The 15916-nt window shown below is 62.1% G+C and carries 7 protein-coding genes; 4 read left to right on the top strand and 3 right to left on the bottom strand.

Features of this window, described 5'->3' with window-relative positions; all coding sequences use genetic code 11:
• Window positions 1-68 precede the first annotated feature (68 nt).
• The 3 genes from K5R33_RS00290 to K5R33_RS00280 form a co-directional block, all read right to left on the bottom strand.
• Complete coding sequence (locus K5R33_RS00290) at window positions 69-2192, bottom strand: calcium-binding protein (protein ID WP_220746976.1); 2124 nt, start codon at window positions 2190-2192, stop codon at window positions 69-71.
• Between the two features lie 232 nt (window positions 2193-2424).
• Window positions 2425-3534 carry a hypothetical protein gene (locus tag K5R33_RS00285; protein ID WP_220746975.1) on the bottom strand — a complete coding sequence of 370 codons (1110 nt, stop codon included), beginning with the start codon at window positions 3532-3534 and terminating at the stop codon, window positions 2425-2427.
• A complete protein-coding gene (locus tag K5R33_RS00280) occupies window positions 3531-4631 on the bottom strand; it encodes a TIGR03032 family protein (protein WP_220746974.1) in 1101 nt (366 codons plus the stop codon). Before K5R33_RS00280 ends, K5R33_RS00285 begins: the two co-directional genes overlap by 4 nt.
• 228 nt (window positions 4632-4859) lie before the next feature.
• Between K5R33_RS00280 and K5R33_RS00275 the strand changes: the two genes are divergently transcribed.
• The 4 genes from K5R33_RS00275 (at window position 4860) to K5R33_RS00260 (ending at window position 15880) form a co-directional block, all read left to right on the top strand.
• Window positions 4860-9272 carry a hypothetical protein gene (locus K5R33_RS00275; RefSeq protein ID WP_220746973.1) on the top strand — a complete coding sequence of 1471 codons (4413 nt, stop codon included), beginning with the start codon at window positions 4860-4862 and terminating at the stop codon, window positions 9270-9272.
• Window positions 9273-9474: 202 nt separating this feature from the next.
• Window positions 9475-12075: a M10 family metallopeptidase C-terminal domain-containing protein gene (locus K5R33_RS00270; protein ID WP_220746972.1), complete on the top strand. Its 2601-nt coding sequence runs from the start codon at window positions 9475-9477 to the stop codon at window positions 12073-12075.
• 297 nt (window positions 12076-12372) lie between these two features.
• A complete protein-coding gene (locus K5R33_RS00265; RefSeq protein ID WP_220746971.1) occupies window positions 12373-14376 on the top strand; it encodes an FAD-dependent oxidoreductase in 2004 nt (667 codons plus the stop codon).
• 13 nt (window positions 14377-14389) lie between these two features.
• Window positions 14390-15880: a cytochrome c3 family protein gene (locus tag K5R33_RS00260; protein ID WP_220746970.1), complete on the top strand. Its 1491-nt coding sequence runs from the start codon at window positions 14390-14392 to the stop codon at window positions 15878-15880.
• Window positions 15881-15916 lie beyond the last annotated feature (36 nt).

Here is a 15916-nt window from a genome sequence, read left to right as displayed (position 1 = left end):
ACAGGGGTGATCAACCGACGGGGCGCTGGTCGTGTCAGTGTGCCTCGACCCAAGTCACGCGCTGTTCCCTAGCTGAAGAGAAAATCTGCCTCGGTTAGGACCGTCTGACCGTTTTCGGACACCAGCCGGATGGACGTGCCAAACCCGCCTATATTGATAAGCAGGTCGTCGTCATCGACGGAGAGGGCAAGGTCCGAGAACTGCAGCACGTTATAGGGACGCAGGTCGATGATATCCGAGCCGTCCTCGAAATCCAAAATGCGGTCGTTCCCGGAAAAAAGCCCAAAGACAAACCTATCGGCGCCTGCGCCCCCCAGGAGGTCGTCGTTGCCCCGGCCGCCCTCTATGATGTCGCTTCCTGCTGCGCCGTCCAGGTAGTCCTCGCCATCCAAGCCGAACAAGCGATTGCCGTCGGTGGATCCGACAATCCGGTCGTTTAGGTTCGAGCCCTCCGCCCGCTCGATAGAAATCAGCACGTCCCCGGCGGCATCCCCGCCACTGGTGAAGCCTGTCTCCAGGTTCACGATGACCCGTGCTTGGGAAAACTGATAGCTGACCAGATCCGCGCCAGTGCCGCCGTCCAGCGTATCGGCGCCAGCCCCGCCGGTCAGGGAGTCTTCGCCTGCCTCCCCCCGGAGGCGGTCTGCCCCCCTCTGTCCACTGATCACGTTGTTGCCGCTGGATCCTACGAGGACATCGTCGAAGTTTGAGCCAACCAGTTGTTCAAACCCGGAGATGACATCGCCTTCTGCCGCGCCGCCGGACGTGAAATTGACACCGATGTTGACGACCACGCGGGAGAGGGAGCCGGCGAAACTGATGAGATCCTCGCCCTGGCCGCCGTGAATCGTTTCAGCATCTACGCCCGCGATGATGATATCATCGCCCACCCCGCCTTCGAGTGTGTTGCGCCCTTCGCCACCGTCAAGCACGTCGTCTCCGGTTCCGCCTTGGATCAGGTCGTTTCCTGACCCGCCTTGCAAGACGTCTCGGTCCGCACCGCCGTGGATCCAGTCGTCACCATCACCGCCCGAAACATTGTCGACTCCGGCGCTGCCAAACAACTTGTCATTGCCTTCTTGCCCCAGCAGCGTGTCGTTCCCAGCAAAGCCAAACAAGGCGTTGTCACCGACATTCCCGGTGATCACGTTGTTGCCGCTGTTCCCCGCGCCTTTCAGGTCCTCCGTGCCTTCGAGCACCAGCTGCTCCAAATCACTAGTTCGCATATGGTAGCCGACCCATGATCTGACCAAATCCACGCCGCCCCCGCCGACGAGGGTCACGCTGGCGTCGTCGAGAAGGACTGTGTCGGCCCCGTCCCCCAGGTTGACGGTGCCCGTGACCGTGCCGCCGCGCGTATCGAAGACATCGGCGCCGGACCCGAGCTGCACATCCCCCACCAGATTCCCGCTGTTGAGGATCGTCGCGTTCCCGCGCGCGCCCTCCAGGGTAAGGCTGTTGGCGCTGCCGCTCAGGGTACCAGAGTTCACGAACTCTATCGTCCCGCGGGAGGTGATCGCAGCCCCGGACTGGCCGCCGCTTATGACCCCCGTGTTTGTCACCTTTAGCGGCGTGATGAACGAAGCCGTTATGAACAGACCGGTTTGTCCACCGACGATGTCACCGCTGTTGTTGACCGTCTGCGTGCTGGTCGCGAACTCGGTGTAGGTCAGATTTACGCCTGTAACGCCGCCTGTGATGAGGCCGTCGTTCACAACGTTCGCGCGCGAGAAGCGCGGGTTGAGCTCAAGACCTGTGAACGCTCCCTGGAGGATACCGGTCGTGGTGTTGAAGATATCAACCACCGACGTTGACCCGTTTACGGCGGTCAACAGGACACCGTTTCCAAGACCGTTGGAGATCAGACCGGCGTTGGTCATACGAATGCCGTTTCCGACGAATGTGCCAGACAGAGCTGCGGCTGCGACCGCTCCGCTGGTCACCGACCCGCTGCTGCCGATTGTCACAAAGGCGCCGTTCGCGTCTTCGAAGGATACGGACGAATCCGTGCCGTTGTTGATAAATCCAAGTACGGTCAGGGTGTTGGTTGTGCCCTTGATTGTGACGCCGGGTGTCGCATTGGCCACCGGCTCGGTCGCGATGATCCCGACGCCCTGGGCGATGAACCCATGTTCGCTGCCCGTCAGCGAGCGCTGAATGGATGTGGTCGAAAGAATATTGAAACTCGTCATGGAACCCCCCGGCGCTTAAAGCTGTCAGCGAGCATGCAAGCTATTTGTCTGTCAAGTCTGGGTCTCCATGCCTGTCGGGGCGTCCCGACCCCACAGCCGTCTCAGGCCCGCATGCTTGTATCTAGCGGCTTTCGGGCGACAAGGGGTCGCCTAAAGTCGTGGGGGGCGCGCCAAGTTGCGAGCCGTACGACGAGGACGGCGCCCGGTTTTGATCCGGGTGCAGAGCGGCGGCCTATTGAACGTGTCGTCGCCCGGATGGCCCATTCGCTTTTCGGGCCGCGGCCTGTTGGGCGCGTTGCTGCATCCTCAAGATCTCCATCCAAGCGATGGCCATGTCCCTGTGTCGAAGGATCTCCGGCGCATCAGGCTCTGGCATCACAGACGCGTCGGAGGATCGCGCCGCGGCGACAATCGTCGCCAGAGATTGGGTCAACGGCGTCCCGTCAAAGAACAGCCGATCACACGTGGCGGCGTCTTCGGCGAAGGCGGCATCAACGCGGTCTGCCAGCCTTGCGGGAACGCGCAGACTGCCGGTTCCGAACCCGTCGGTGTCCTCCAGCTGCGTGGCTAAGTGCTGTAACAGCGCCTGTCGTTCTGCGTTGGGGGCGGGGTTCCGGCGCTTCAACTCAGCCGAGAGCGCGCGCATCGTCGCCAAACCGAACGGATTCAAAGACGTGTTTGCCGTGGGGATCAGGTCGACGCGGGGCGTTGCCCGTTTCTCTGCGCAGAAGGCCAAAAAATCATGGACGACGCAGGCCCCTTCGAGGGACGTGCGATCCATCACCCGCAGCGTCAGCGCTTGACCGAAGGCCGCCTGCCATCGCTCCAATCTTGGGGCGAAGGCAAAGCGCGCCTCGTCGGTGACGTGGTCCAGGAAGGCCTCAAGAGATCCTTCAAACAACCCTTGGCGCACCTGTTGGGCATACCCAGAAAGCAGACGCTGCGCATGGGGTCTCACATAGGCAATGACGCGCATGGTGCGATGGATGTGCTCAGGTAGAACCTTGCGAAGTTGGTTTGCCACGATCGCCGGGTCGCAAAACTCGAACCGCTCCGAGGAAATCACAATCAGGTCGTCTTTGCAGGCCGCGACCTCTTCGGCGAAGCGTCCCCAAGCCTCGTCTTTGATCTTGGCGTGGTTTTCCAGGTGAAGGCTGTTGGACAATCGGTGATGGTTGAGACCTTTGCGGCGGCCCCCAAGGGCATATCGCAAGCTCGGCGCACCCGGCTCGATATAGCGATAGCTGCCCCGTTGCAGGACAGACTGAATGGCGGTTGAGCCTGATTTGCAGTCCCCGATATGGACGATCAGCTTCGGGGTGGGGCGGTCCTCGGTGGTCATGCGTGGCCCCCGGACTGTGGATAGGCGCCCCGTTCATAGGTGCCGGAGCGTAGCATGAACCGGATCTCATCGGTCTTGAACCCTAAGGCCATGGGGCGGCGCACGCCTGGCAGCAGGGCGATGTCATAGAGTTCCGAGACCACGCCGCGCAGTTCGAGATGATGAACGATCTGGCCAGTGGTCAAGTTTACCACCAGGACGCCACACATCGGCTGCCGGTTCTGTGCTGCAAGCCGTTCGTTCAAGGCAAGACCTTCGAAGGTTTTGTCCTTTCGCGGGCCGGAAACGCCGATGATCGCGTGACCCCCGGCAAAGCCCAGACCTCGGGCGAAACCGGGGAGGTGGCACAGGGTTTCAAACCGGCCCGTTGCGATGTCGATCCAGCCAAATTCGCCCAGGCCCGATTGGATCACCCACAGCTTGCCGTCGTGTAATCGTGGGGAATGGGGCATCGACAACCCACGGGCGACGGTCTCGCCCGTTGCCACGTCCAACACGACCCCGCCATCGCGCCGCTTGTCGGACCAGCCGCGCGCGTAGTTCGTATCGGCCACGCAGGTGACGTATTTTGCAACGCCATCCACAAAGGCCGCACCGTTGAGATGACAGCGGTCTTCGGCGACGATGGCATCGATGAAGGGCGGGGTCCAAAGGGGGGTAAAGGAGTGGCGGTCGTCGATGGTCGCCAGACAGTTCATCCGCGTCGCGACGAACACCGGCTGCCCTGTGGGACCTCGGGTCATGTCGTGGACGTCGATTTCTCCGGTCGTATGGCCGCTGAGCGGGACAAAAACAGCGTCGTACCCCTTATAGACCTGTCCCGGATCCAGAAAATTCTCCATCCGCCAGAGTTGATAGAGCGTGCTGAGCCAGATCGCCCCATTGGACACCGACAGGCCCATGCAGCGCGGGAAGTTACGCTCGAAGATTGAGACGCGCCCTTTGTCGTTGACGCCAACAAAGAACAGCTTGCCCGCTTGATAGGTGGAAAACGCAAGCGACAGGTTTGCTGATCGAAGAAACTCCGCAAGTCCCTCGCTTTCAAACATTTGCAGCGGTGGCTGATGGGCGGCTTCAGGGCTCGTTGAATAAGTCATGGGCCTTCGGTCGTATGAGCCGACGTGGGGCCGTCTAAGCCGCGATTGGCGTCGATTCCAGCCTCGTCAACATCGCTTGAGAGAACCTTACATATTGATTTTTCGTTCAAATTTCTGGCCTGCCTTAAAAAGAACAAAATTTGTGGCGTGGGCGGATCACTGCCGTTAACCTTACGTTAAAGATTTCAACGCGCTACCGATTTTAGTTCCTTTTTTGTGGAGTGAGCGATGCCTTTGATTGCGACACGTGTCACGGGGTCTGGCGTCACCGGGCCTTTGTCGGATTTTGGCAAGAGTGTCAGCCTCATCGGCGATTTTAACGGTGATGGCTATGATGACTTCCTGGTGGGGGATACCCGCGCCGCTGTGATCGCAGGCGGATATGTTTTGTACACGCCCGGTGGAGCACCTTATACCTCCGCGACCTATTTGTCCGAATTGGGGAAGGCCGCGATCGTTTTTGGCGATCCCAATGGCTTGCCGGAAGATATTGATCTGTCCAGCCTCGCAGCAGACGACGGAGTTCTTATCCAGCGGCGAGAACGCGGTTTTGAATCGCTGACCGGCTTCGTCAGCGTTGGGCGGGAAGTTCGCGGGCTCGGCGATATCAACGGCGATGGCTATGACGATATCGCCGTGTCGGGCGACAGCACGCAGGAATTGTCGTTTGTCATCCTGGGCAGCGACCAACCGGGCGCAGAGATCACCATCGATGAGGATGCGGCGGCCGTTTTGACGGATGCGGAAATCAGCGCCCTCGGTATACCGCCGAGTAATATGGTTATTGGGTCCGGGGACTTCGATGGGGATGGGTTTGACGATATTGTCGTGGCGCAGCCATATGGTCCGGTTTCGATTTCGTATAACACGTATACAAATGCGATCACCTACACGAGGGACGGGATCCCTTACACGACGTTCAACACGTACACGAGAACCTATCGAGAGCCTGGAGCCGGCCAAGTCACGGTTCTTGGCGGGTCTGCATCGCTAGAAGCGCTGCCAATCGACTTTACGTTCCGGTCCGCTGGGCAAAAGTACTACTACAACAATGGTTTCGGTTTCTACGATACCGGTTATGATTATTACCGAAACCCGACTGGGTTCGGCCAAGCGGTCGATTTCGGCAGCGATTTCAACAGTGACGGTAAGGACGACCTGATCGTCGGCGCCGCAGGTTACAACTTTGTAGAAATCCGGACCTCATATGGTGGCGGCGGTACCTACACCGGAGGTGGAACGTACACCGGAGGCGGCACTTACACCGGCCCCGGCACGGACTACCTGTATACGCAGTTCGAAGTTGGTCGCGCTTATATCGTCTTTGGCGATCCGATGACCAGTTCACTGGCAACGTCCCAGATCAACGCCACCAACGGGATCATCTTCCAAGGCCTCGAGCGTGGTGATCGCGTCGGGTCGTCGGTTGCGGCGCTTGGTGACATCAACGGAGACGGGTTTGGCGATTTTGCCATCGGGGCCGAAGGGGCCAACAGCCGGACCTATCAGACCTACCAGACGACGACGTATAGCTATCGCTACGTCCCGCAACCCGGCGGGAGATACTTCAAGGGAGAAGGGACCTACACCTATACATCCTACGGCGGCAGCTACACGCGCCAGCAGTACACGAACATCATAACCCGGACGAACACGTATACGCGCGCAACGGGGCAAGTGTACGTGGTCCTCGGCAATGCCGACGGCTTCACGGGGATCATGGACCGAGACGACCTGGGGTCCGCGCTTGGGTTTGTGGTTGGGGACGGTGCAACCCTGATGGACGGCGAAGACGCGATCGGCAGCAAGGCCGCGGCGATTGGCGACGTCAATGGCGACGGCCTCGACGACATAGGTGTCTTCAGCCAATCAACGGTCGCCCAGCAGCTGACCAGCTACAGTGGCGCCACGTATTCGGCCTATGATGTCACACTGAACGTCATCTTTGGATCGGCGATCACACCGACCGAGCTTGTCGAGGTTTCAGGCCTCACGCCCTCCACCGGATACCGCATCAACCTCGGCGCCTTTGGCTACGGCAACTTCGATATCTCCGCGGTGGAGGTCGACGGCGGCGATATCAACGGAGACGGCTTTGCCGATATCGTGCTGAGCGGTCTGAGCAGAACCTACAACCCCGGCGCGCCCAGCCGCGTAATCTCTGGCGGGGATGCTGAACGATGGTCGTACCTGGACCAGATGGACGGGTATAGCGACGGTGAAATTAATCCATCGGGCATTGATACGACCGCCTTCGTCGGTCAGGGGTCGATCAACGATGACTTTACGGGAACCAATGCCGGCGAGTTGATCATCGGCTTGGGCGGCAACGACACCCTGCGCGGACGCGGTGGAGACGACACCATCCGTGGCAATGATGGCGCTGATGTTGTTGTGGGCGGCAGCGGTTCGGACGAGCTGTTCGGCGGCTACGGCAATGACACCCTTCTGGGCGGACCGGACGACGATACGCTCGAAGGTGGCGGCGACCGTGTCGTCATGGTCGGGGGTATTTCGACCACAACCCGCTATTACGACCTCGCGGATTTCTCCAACGCGACAGCGGACCTAAACATTGATCTGCTGCTTGGGACGGCCACGGGCGAAGGCAGCGACACCCTGATCGGGATCGAAGACGTCGATGGTGGCAACGGAAACGACACCATAACCGGCGATTTCGGTGCCAATATCCTGAACGGACGGGGCGGGAACGACCTGATAATTGGGAACGCGACGGGCGATACCGTGGACGGTGGCAGCGGTCGGGACACGGTCATGTTGCATGACTCGCTGACGAGCGCGTCCTACATCTACGGCGGGTCGAACTTTGACCTCGTGGACTTCAGCGCGGCCATTTCCGATTTCGACATTGATCTTCAGGCGGGGACAGCCGTCCGCAGTGGCAGCAGCACGGTGACTGTCGTCGAGCAGTTCGAGCATGCCACCGGAAGCAGCGGCAACGACAAGATCACCGGCACCGCGATCCATGGCAACACGCTGACCGGCGGCGCTGGGGATGACACGCTGATCGGCTTAGCTGGCGACGACACGCTGGATGGCGGGGCGGATCGTGACACGGCGCGGTTCACCAACGCCACCATGGGTGTCACGGTGGATCTCGACGCGGGGACGGCCACGGGCGAAGGCAACGATAGCCTGATCTCCATCGAGAACGTCGATGGCTCCGCGTTCAACGACGTCCTGTCCGGCAGCGCCTTTAGCGCGAACCGGCTGTTTGGTGACGATGGCGACGACACACTGGCCGGGCGGGGTGGCGACGATACGCTGATCGGTGGCAGGGGTGACGACTTTTTCTTCGCCAGCAGCGGAGATGACAGTCTCGATGGCCGCGAAAACTCCGACGTTGTATCGTTCCTGTTCATTCCCGAAGGGGTTTCGGTCAACCTGGAAAACGAAACCGCCAGCGGGATGCTTTTGGGCACCGATACCCTGGTTAGTATCGAGGATGTCATCGGATCGAACCGCGATGATACGGTGTTCGGCTCCAACAGCATCGCGAACGTGCTGGAAGGCAAACGCGGCGATGACAAGCTCTATGGGCTCAGCGGAGACGACAGTCTGTTTGGCGACGAAGGCGAAGACAGCCTGTTTGGCGGCGCGGACCGTGACCGACTGGAGGGCGGCGCCGATGCCGACAGCCTGGAGGGCAACGGCGGCGACGACAAACTCTTTGGCGATGGCGGTGACGACACGCTGAAGGGCGGAAGCGGGTCCGATGAACTGAACGGCGGCACCGAGAACGACGTGTTGGAAGGGGGCACGCATAACGACACCCTGGACGGCGGTGCGGGCAGCGACACGCTGAGCGGCGGGGCGGATTCCGATACGCTGATCGGTGGGTCCGGCGCGGACCGCTTGGACGGTGGCGATGGCAGCGACAGCCTGTCAGGCGGCACCTTTGCCGATACGTTGCTCGCTGGGCTCGGGGACGACACGCTCGACGGTGGGACAAACTTCGACACGGTCCTGTTCACTGGGATCTTCGCGGCCGTGCAGGTCAACCTGGAGGCGGGAACGGCCACCGGCGGCGCCGGGACGGACACCATTCGCAATATCGAGAATGTCTTCGGCTCTGCCGCAGGTGACGAGATCTTCGGCACTAATGCCCATGGCAACCGTCTCGAGGGGTCGTCCGGGGACGACACGATCTACGGCCTCGATGGCCGGGACACCCTCCTGGGCGGCAACAGCGAAGATGTCCTGTTTGGCGGCGATGACGTGGACCGCTTGCTGGGTGGAAATCAGAACGACACGCTGAACGGCGGTGGTGGCGTCGACTTCCTGACGGGTGGTGCGGGGGCCGATACCTTTGAGTTTGGCAACATCAACGACACCGGCGTCGGGCGGTTCCGACGGGATGAGATCCGTGATTTCAACAGCGTCGATGGCGATATGATCGACCTGTCTGTGATGGATGCCAATGTGTTCAACGCGGGCAACCAGGCCTTCACCTTTGCCGGGACAAGCTTCACCAGCACGGGTGGTGAGATCATCCTCAATGACTTTGTGATCAGCGGTGTGGACGTGACCATTGCGTCCTTGGATGTGCGCGGCAACGGGTTGGCCGATGGTCAAATCTACATCGTGGGCGGGGCGGACATCAGCGACTTCATTTTGTAGTCAGATGCGCGATGCGAGAACGGCTGGCCCCCAGCAGGGGGGCCGCCCGCCGCCACACCTGCGTCTTGTCTGGCCCGGTGGTTCACGACCGTCTCTGATCATCCCGTGAGACAAAGGTCGCACGCTGGCCGTGTCTGCGACAATCTGGGTGACGCGGACCCTTCTCTTGCGCCTATAACGGCCGAAACGAGGAGGCGATCAAATGTCCGTGGGCGCAACAAACATCGACAACATCAACCATCCCTTGCTGGGGTCGCTGTCCTACGGCTTCAATCCCACGAAATCGAGCTACACCTATGCCTTCGTGCCAGCGGGCAATCCCACGACGAAGGCAGGGTACGAGGGCGGCTCCGATTTCACCCGCGCTTGGACGAACGAGGAAAAGGCCAACTTCCGAGACGTCGTGGCCCGTTTCAGCGAAGTCGCCGGTATGACCTTTACGGAGGTTCCCTACGGCAGTTCTGACATCCGACTGGAAATGGTGGACTCCGTCCCAGGGGGCTGGGGCGGCTATGCGGGCACGTCTGGCACGTTTGTGGTCGGATCGGATAGCATCGGCCTGCTGACCCACGAGTTGGGCCACGTGATGGCGCTGGACCATCCGTTCGACGGGACCAAGCTGCCCGGCGTGGGCAGTACCTACGATCCAGGGCAGTTTGGCTTCAACAGCAATTTCTACACCGTCATGGCCTACCGCACCGGTACCCCGACCGAGCATCCTGATCTGCGGTTTCTCTATCCCGAAGACCTCGCGCCGTTCGACATCGCGGCCTTGCAGGCGATTTTTGGGGCGAACCAGACCCATGAGGCGGGCGATACGACTTACGTGCCCGGGGTGTCTTTCGACAGCTCGTTCTACACCATCTGGGACGCTGGCGGGACCGACCGCATCGACCTGTCCGGCATCACGGGCGACAGCATCCTAGACCTGCGGGCAGCGACCCTCCAAGTGGAGGTCGGCGGGGGCGGCTATGTCTCGCTTTGGGACGTCGTCCGCGATGGCGACGGTGATGTGACGCGCGCGGGTGGTGGTTTGAACATTGCCTTTGGCGTCACCATCGAGGAGGGCGTCGCAGGCATCGGAGATGACAGTCTGACGGGCAATGGGGCCGCCAATCTGTTGCGGGGTGGTCTGGGCAACGACACCATCCGTGGCGGCGCGGGGAACGACACTCTGGACGGGGCCGGACCAGGGCAGCCGGTGCCCACTGTGATCCTGGCAGAGATGAACGACAGCACCAGTCCCGCGCGGAGGCTGGAGATCGACAACTACGCCATGCCCGGCAGCGTCACGATCGACATGGTTCTGAAGTTCGACGCCAACGTGAACCATTTGCAACGGATCGTGTCCTACGATCCCGACGGATCCGGCGACCCGATCCTGGAGTTGCAATTGTTCGACAGCACCGGATCGAACGCGCTGTTCTTTATCGTACCGCGGTCGGGCGGATACACGACGGCTTGGACAGGGCTCTATGCCAGTGACCTGGCCGACGGACAGGCGCACAGGCTGACCATCACGCGGGACGCCTCGACCGGTATGATGACGCTGTACCTGGACGGGGTCGAAAAGCGGTCGACGACCTATGAGGCTGGCACGGGCTTCACCTCTGGCGGCAAGCTGGTGTTCGGCGACAGTCAGGGCGTCTGGACGTCCAGTGGAAACGCGCTGTTCGAGGGCGATTTCGGTCCGATCGCGGTCTACGACAAGGCCCTCAGCAGCGTGGAGGTGGCCGCGCGGGATATCAGCGACCTGGCCAGCACATCGGATCCGGATCTGGTGAACTACTGGGTGCCCGACGCAAACCGTGGCCCGATCCCCGATCTCGAAGGCGGCACGGCGCTCCAGGCAATTTCTGCCGGAGCCCGGCAGGAAATCGCGCTGATCAATGACGATGATGATCTGGACGGGGGCGCCGGAAACGACAGTCTATTGGGGCGGGATGGCGACGATCTGCTCACGGGGGGTGCCGACAACGATACGCTCCGCGGTGGACGCGGCGATGACACGCTCAACGGGGACAGCGGCAGCGACAGGCTGGAAGGCGATGACGGCGACGACAGGCTAAGCGGTGGCAGCTATGCCGATACGCTGCGCGGGGGCGCGGGCGACGACACACTGGATGGCGGCACGAACTTCGACATGGTGCTCTACACGGGTCATAGCGCGGGGGTGCAGGTCAATCTGCAAGCGGGCACCGCCACCGGTGGCGGAGGGACGGACCGGCTGTCGCGGATCGAACATGCCTTTGGGTCAGGCCACGCCGATCTGATCTATGGCACCCATGCCCACGGCAACCGGCTCGAAGGCAGCTTGGGCAATGACAGGATCTACGGTCTGGATGGGCGCGACACGCTGTTGGGTGGTGAGGGCCATGATCTGTTGCAAGGCGGTGATGACGTGGACCGTTTGCTCGGCGGCGCTGGGCGCGACACCCTGGGGGGCGGCGACGGCGTGGACTTTCTGACGGGCGGCGCGGACGCGGACCGCTTTGTCTTTACCAGCGTCGCGCATACGGGTGTGGGGCGGTGGCGCCGCGATGAGATCCGTGATTTCGACGCTGCAGAGGGTGACGTGATCGATCTGTCGGCCATGGACGCGAATGTGTGGTTGTCGGGCAACCAGACCTTCACCTTTGGCGGCAGCGTGTTCACTGGTCGCGGGGGGCAGATGATCTTGAACGACTACACGCTGTCGGGGCAGGCGGTCACCATCGCCTCGTTCGACACCCGAGGTGACGGCGTCGCCAATGGTCAAATCTACATTGTCGGCGGTGCGGAGGTTGGAGATTTCATCCTCTGACGCTTAGGAATCGCCTGGAATCAGCAGCAGATCCTTGCCTTTCGGCCGCATTGCACTAAGCGCACTGCGGCCGTTTTTGCGTCATGAGCGGAGGCAAAGCTGTTAGGATTTGAGCAGTTCTAAAACCTGCCGCCCGTTACCTGCGACCAACGTGCCATTTCGCGGCTTGTCGCTTGACAGATTCTGCACATGCACAATCCTGGGGACGCGGGGGATGCAACGGGGTGCTCTCGCAAGTCGCATTTTTGGGCAAAGGCGCTCGTCGGATCGGGGTTTCCCCGTGAAAGGAGAGGTCCTTTGTCCCCAGTTGCCAGCCCAGCTGTCGCCCAACACGGGCATGTCCCAGATCGGGTTTCGCAAGATGACGGTATCGTCATCGTCGGCGGTGGCCCCGTGGGGATCCGGACGGCTCAGTCCCTTGCACGCCTTGGCCAAAGGGCGATTGTCCTGACCGACGAGACGGTAGATCCTTATAATCGGGTCCAACTGACGCCACTCCTGGCCGGAGAGGCTCAGTTCGGGGACATCGCGCTGCCTGCCTTGGCATCCTCCGGAGAGGAAGGGCACCTGGCGCTCGGCCAGCGGATCGTCCGAATTGATCGCGAGGCCCGGCAGGTCGTGACCGCCACCGGAGCCGTTTGGCCCTATCACAAGTTGGTTCTGGCGACGGGCTCCCGAGCCTTCGTGCCCAACATCCCGGGCCGTCATCGCACCGGTGTCTATCGCTTCCGCAGTGCCGATGACGCGTCGGCATTGCTCGCCCGCAGCTTTTCTGCCCGCCGCGTCGCGGTGATCGGCGGCGGTCTGCTTGGGTTGGAAGCGGCGCGGGGGATGGCCCTGCGCGGGTGCGCCGTCACGGTGGTGGAACACGAAAGCCGGCTCATGCCGCGCCAGTTGGACCAGGCCGGTGGGGATCGGCTTGCGGCCCGCGTGTCCGAGATGGGCGTCGAGGTGCGGACCGGCGTGGCCGTGCGCGAAATCACCGGGGCGGAACGGGTCTCGGGCCTGGCCTTTGCCGATGGCAGTACGTTGGACTGCGATACCGTCGTGATCTGCACCGGTATCCGCCCAAACATCGACCTCGCGCGGGATGCGGGGCTGGCCTTTGGGCGTGGCATCACGGTCGACGATCACATGCGGACCAGCGACCCCGATATTTTTGCTGTCGGGGAATGCGCGGAACATGAGGGCCAGTTGTATGGTCTGGTCGGGCCAGGCCTGTCCCAAGCGGAGGTGGCTGCGACCACCGTGACCGGGGGGATCGATGCCTTCGAGGCGCGGACCCCGGCGACAAAGCTCAAGGTCATCGGCGCGGAGGTGTTCTCGGCCGGTGACGTGGAACAGCTCGAAGCTCGGGTCGGCGTCCGCTCCCATAGTTGGAGCGAAGGCGACAGCTACCGGCGGATCTTTATTCAGCGGGGCCGCTTGGTCGGCGCGATCGCTGTCGGGGGCTGGCGCGATGCGAGCCGCGTGCAGGATGCCGTGGGGCAGGGCGCGACCGTTCAACCCTGGATGGTGTTTCGCTTTCGCGCGAACGGGCACCTCTGGGCCGAAAGCGACGCCTCTGCCGAGGCCATGGCCGACTCTGCGACGGTCTGCAATTGCACGGGCGTGACGGCGGGACAGTTGCGCCAGGCGATTGCCCAGGGGGCGGGCACCGTCCCCGATCTATCGGCGGTCACCACCGCTGGCAGCGTCTGTGGCACCTGCCGTCCCATTCTGGCCGAGATGATTGACGCCGGCGCCGACCCAGAGCCTGTGCCGCTGTGGAAGCCGGTTCTGGCCCTGTCGTTGGTTGCTTTGTTGGTGGGGCTGTATCCCCTGTTCGTTGGGAACGTCCCGCTGCCAACCAGCTACGACGCCGATAGCCTGCGCGACTGGCTGTGGCGCGACAATATCGTCAAGCAGTGGTCCGGCTACATCCTGGTCGGTATCTTCGTGGCGGCCTTGGCCATCGGGCTGCGCAAGCGGATCCGTCTGTTTGATCGTCTGGGCAGCTTTGATGGCTGGCGTCTTGTTCACAACGTGGTGGGGTTGAGCGCGGTTGCGGGCTTCTTCGCCCATACGGGGTTCAGCCTGGGCTCCGGCTGGAACCTCGCGCTTGGTGTGGTGGCTTTGGGCACCTTGCTGACTGGTGCGGTTGCCGGTGTGGCCACGGGGGCAGACCACGAACTGCGGGCGCGTCGGATTGGGACGACCCGCAATCCACCCCGCAAGATGCCGACTTGGGCCCATATCCTGCTGCTCTGGCCGTTGCCGGTGCTGCTGCTCATCCACGTTTTAGCGTCATACGCGTACTGAGGGGGCGAGGGCGATGAAGACCGGAACGCTTTGGATCCTCTGGATTGCGCTTACCCTGGGGCTTGCGGCTGCGGCGTCGGCGCGGCTCTACGTGGGGGGTGATCGCACTGTCTTTCAACCGGGTGAGACCTCGGGCGTGCACCATCAGTTCGAAGTCTCTTGTGAGACTTGCCATACCTCTGAGCCGTTCGAAGATCAGGCCTCCATCCGCAAGGATCTGAACAAGACCTGCGTGACCTGCCACAAAGAAGAGCTGAAGGCCGCGGACGACAGCCACCCTATCAAGAAGTTCAAGAACCCGCGGATGGCGGCCTACTGGGACCGGATCGACGCGCGGTACTGCACCTCCTGCCATTCGGAGCATGAGCCGGAGATCACCGAGGCCGGTCTGCTGACATTGCCCGGCGACTACTGCGTGGCCTGCCATTCGGAAGGGGAGCAAGACGTGCGGGTGAACCGCCCGTCGCACCTGGGCTTGACCTTTGACACCTGTGCCTCTTCGGGGTGCCACAACTACCACGACAACAAGGCGCTCTATGAGGACTTCCTGGTGAAACACGCGGGCGAGCCGTGGTTGGCCGATGATCCGACCCATCCGCCCAGCGTCATCGCCCGGGCCCGTCCCCGTGCAGATGCCAGTGAGATTGAGACCTATCTAGCAGCCATCGTCGCCCCAGAAGATGCCCAAGGCACCGAGGCCGACACCCATTGGGCGGCCTCCGCCCATGCCGCCGCTGATGTGGGCTGTGGCGGATGCCACGCGCCCGACGCCGAAACCCCGGCCGAGATTGAGGCTGCGTGGGAGCCTGCGCCAGGGGAACAGGTTTGCGCCTCCTGCCACCGTGGCCAGGCCAAGACCTTCGCTCTGGGCCGCCACGGAATGCGCCGCCACCCAGAACTGGCCAACCCCCGTGACCCGGAGCGTATGCTTAAGCGTCTGGGCTGGTCAGAGCCGCCAGAAATGGTCGTCTCTGCGCTCGAAGACTATCTGGCCGATCCTGCGCCTGCGCCGCTCATGTCCACCTCCGAGGCCCGCGTCGACCTCCATGCCGAGGCCATGGGCCGCGACCTGACCTGCGCCACCTGCCATGCGCCCCACGAACAGGATCTGTCCTTTGCCTCCACGGGCGCCTGTCTGACGTGCCATTCCGACGATCACAGCCTCGCCTATGAGGACAGCGCCCACCATGACCTGGTCTTGGCCGAAATGGCTGGCGACTTGCCGCCCGGGTCGGGCGTGACCTGCGCCACATGCCACATGTCCACCAGCGAGCGGCGCGGCGTAGTGATGACCAACCACAACCAGAACGACACCCTTCGCCCCAATGAGAAGATGATCCGCCCCGTCTGCATGTCCTGTCACAGCCTCGAATTCTCGATCGACGCTTTGGCGGACGCGGACTTGGTGCAGCGGAACTTCCAGGGCACCCCGGATCGCCACATCGAAAGCATCGATTGGGCGGTAAAACGCGTGGACCAACCGGACCAAGGCTCCAACCAATGACCGGCTGGCCACGCTTCCCGCAACTGCAAGAGCGAC

It is taken from the genome of Jannaschia pagri (genome assembly GCF_019655435.1).
Taxonomy (GTDB): Bacteria; Pseudomonadota; Alphaproteobacteria; order Rhodobacterales; family Rhodobacteraceae; genus Jannaschia; species Jannaschia pagri.
This window is presented reverse-complemented; position numbering and strand designations above follow the sequence as displayed.

What these genes read in the sequence shown, in the direction of transcription:
- K5R33_RS00270 (WP_220746972.1), top strand. Translation starts at nt 9,475, where the DNA reads ATGTCCGTGGGCGCAACAAACATCGACAACATCAACCATCCCTTGCTG.
- K5R33_RS00290 (WP_220746976.1), bottom strand. Translation starts at nt 2,192, where the DNA reads ATGACGAGTTTCAATATTCTTTCGACCACATCCATTCAGCGCTCGCTG.
- K5R33_RS00280 (WP_220746974.1), bottom strand. Translation starts at nt 4,631, where the DNA reads ATGACTTATTCAACGAGCCCTGAAGCCGCCCATCAGCCACCGCTGCAA.
- K5R33_RS00260 (WP_220746970.1), top strand. Translation starts at nt 14,390, where the DNA reads ATGAAGACCGGAACGCTTTGGATCCTCTGGATTGCGCTTACCCTGGGG.
- K5R33_RS00275 (WP_220746973.1), top strand. Translation starts at nt 4,860, where the DNA reads ATGCCTTTGATTGCGACACGTGTCACGGGGTCTGGCGTCACCGGGCCT.
- K5R33_RS00285 (WP_220746975.1), bottom strand. Translation starts at nt 3,534, where the DNA reads ATGACCACCGAGGACCGCCCCACCCCGAAGCTGATCGTCCATATCGGG.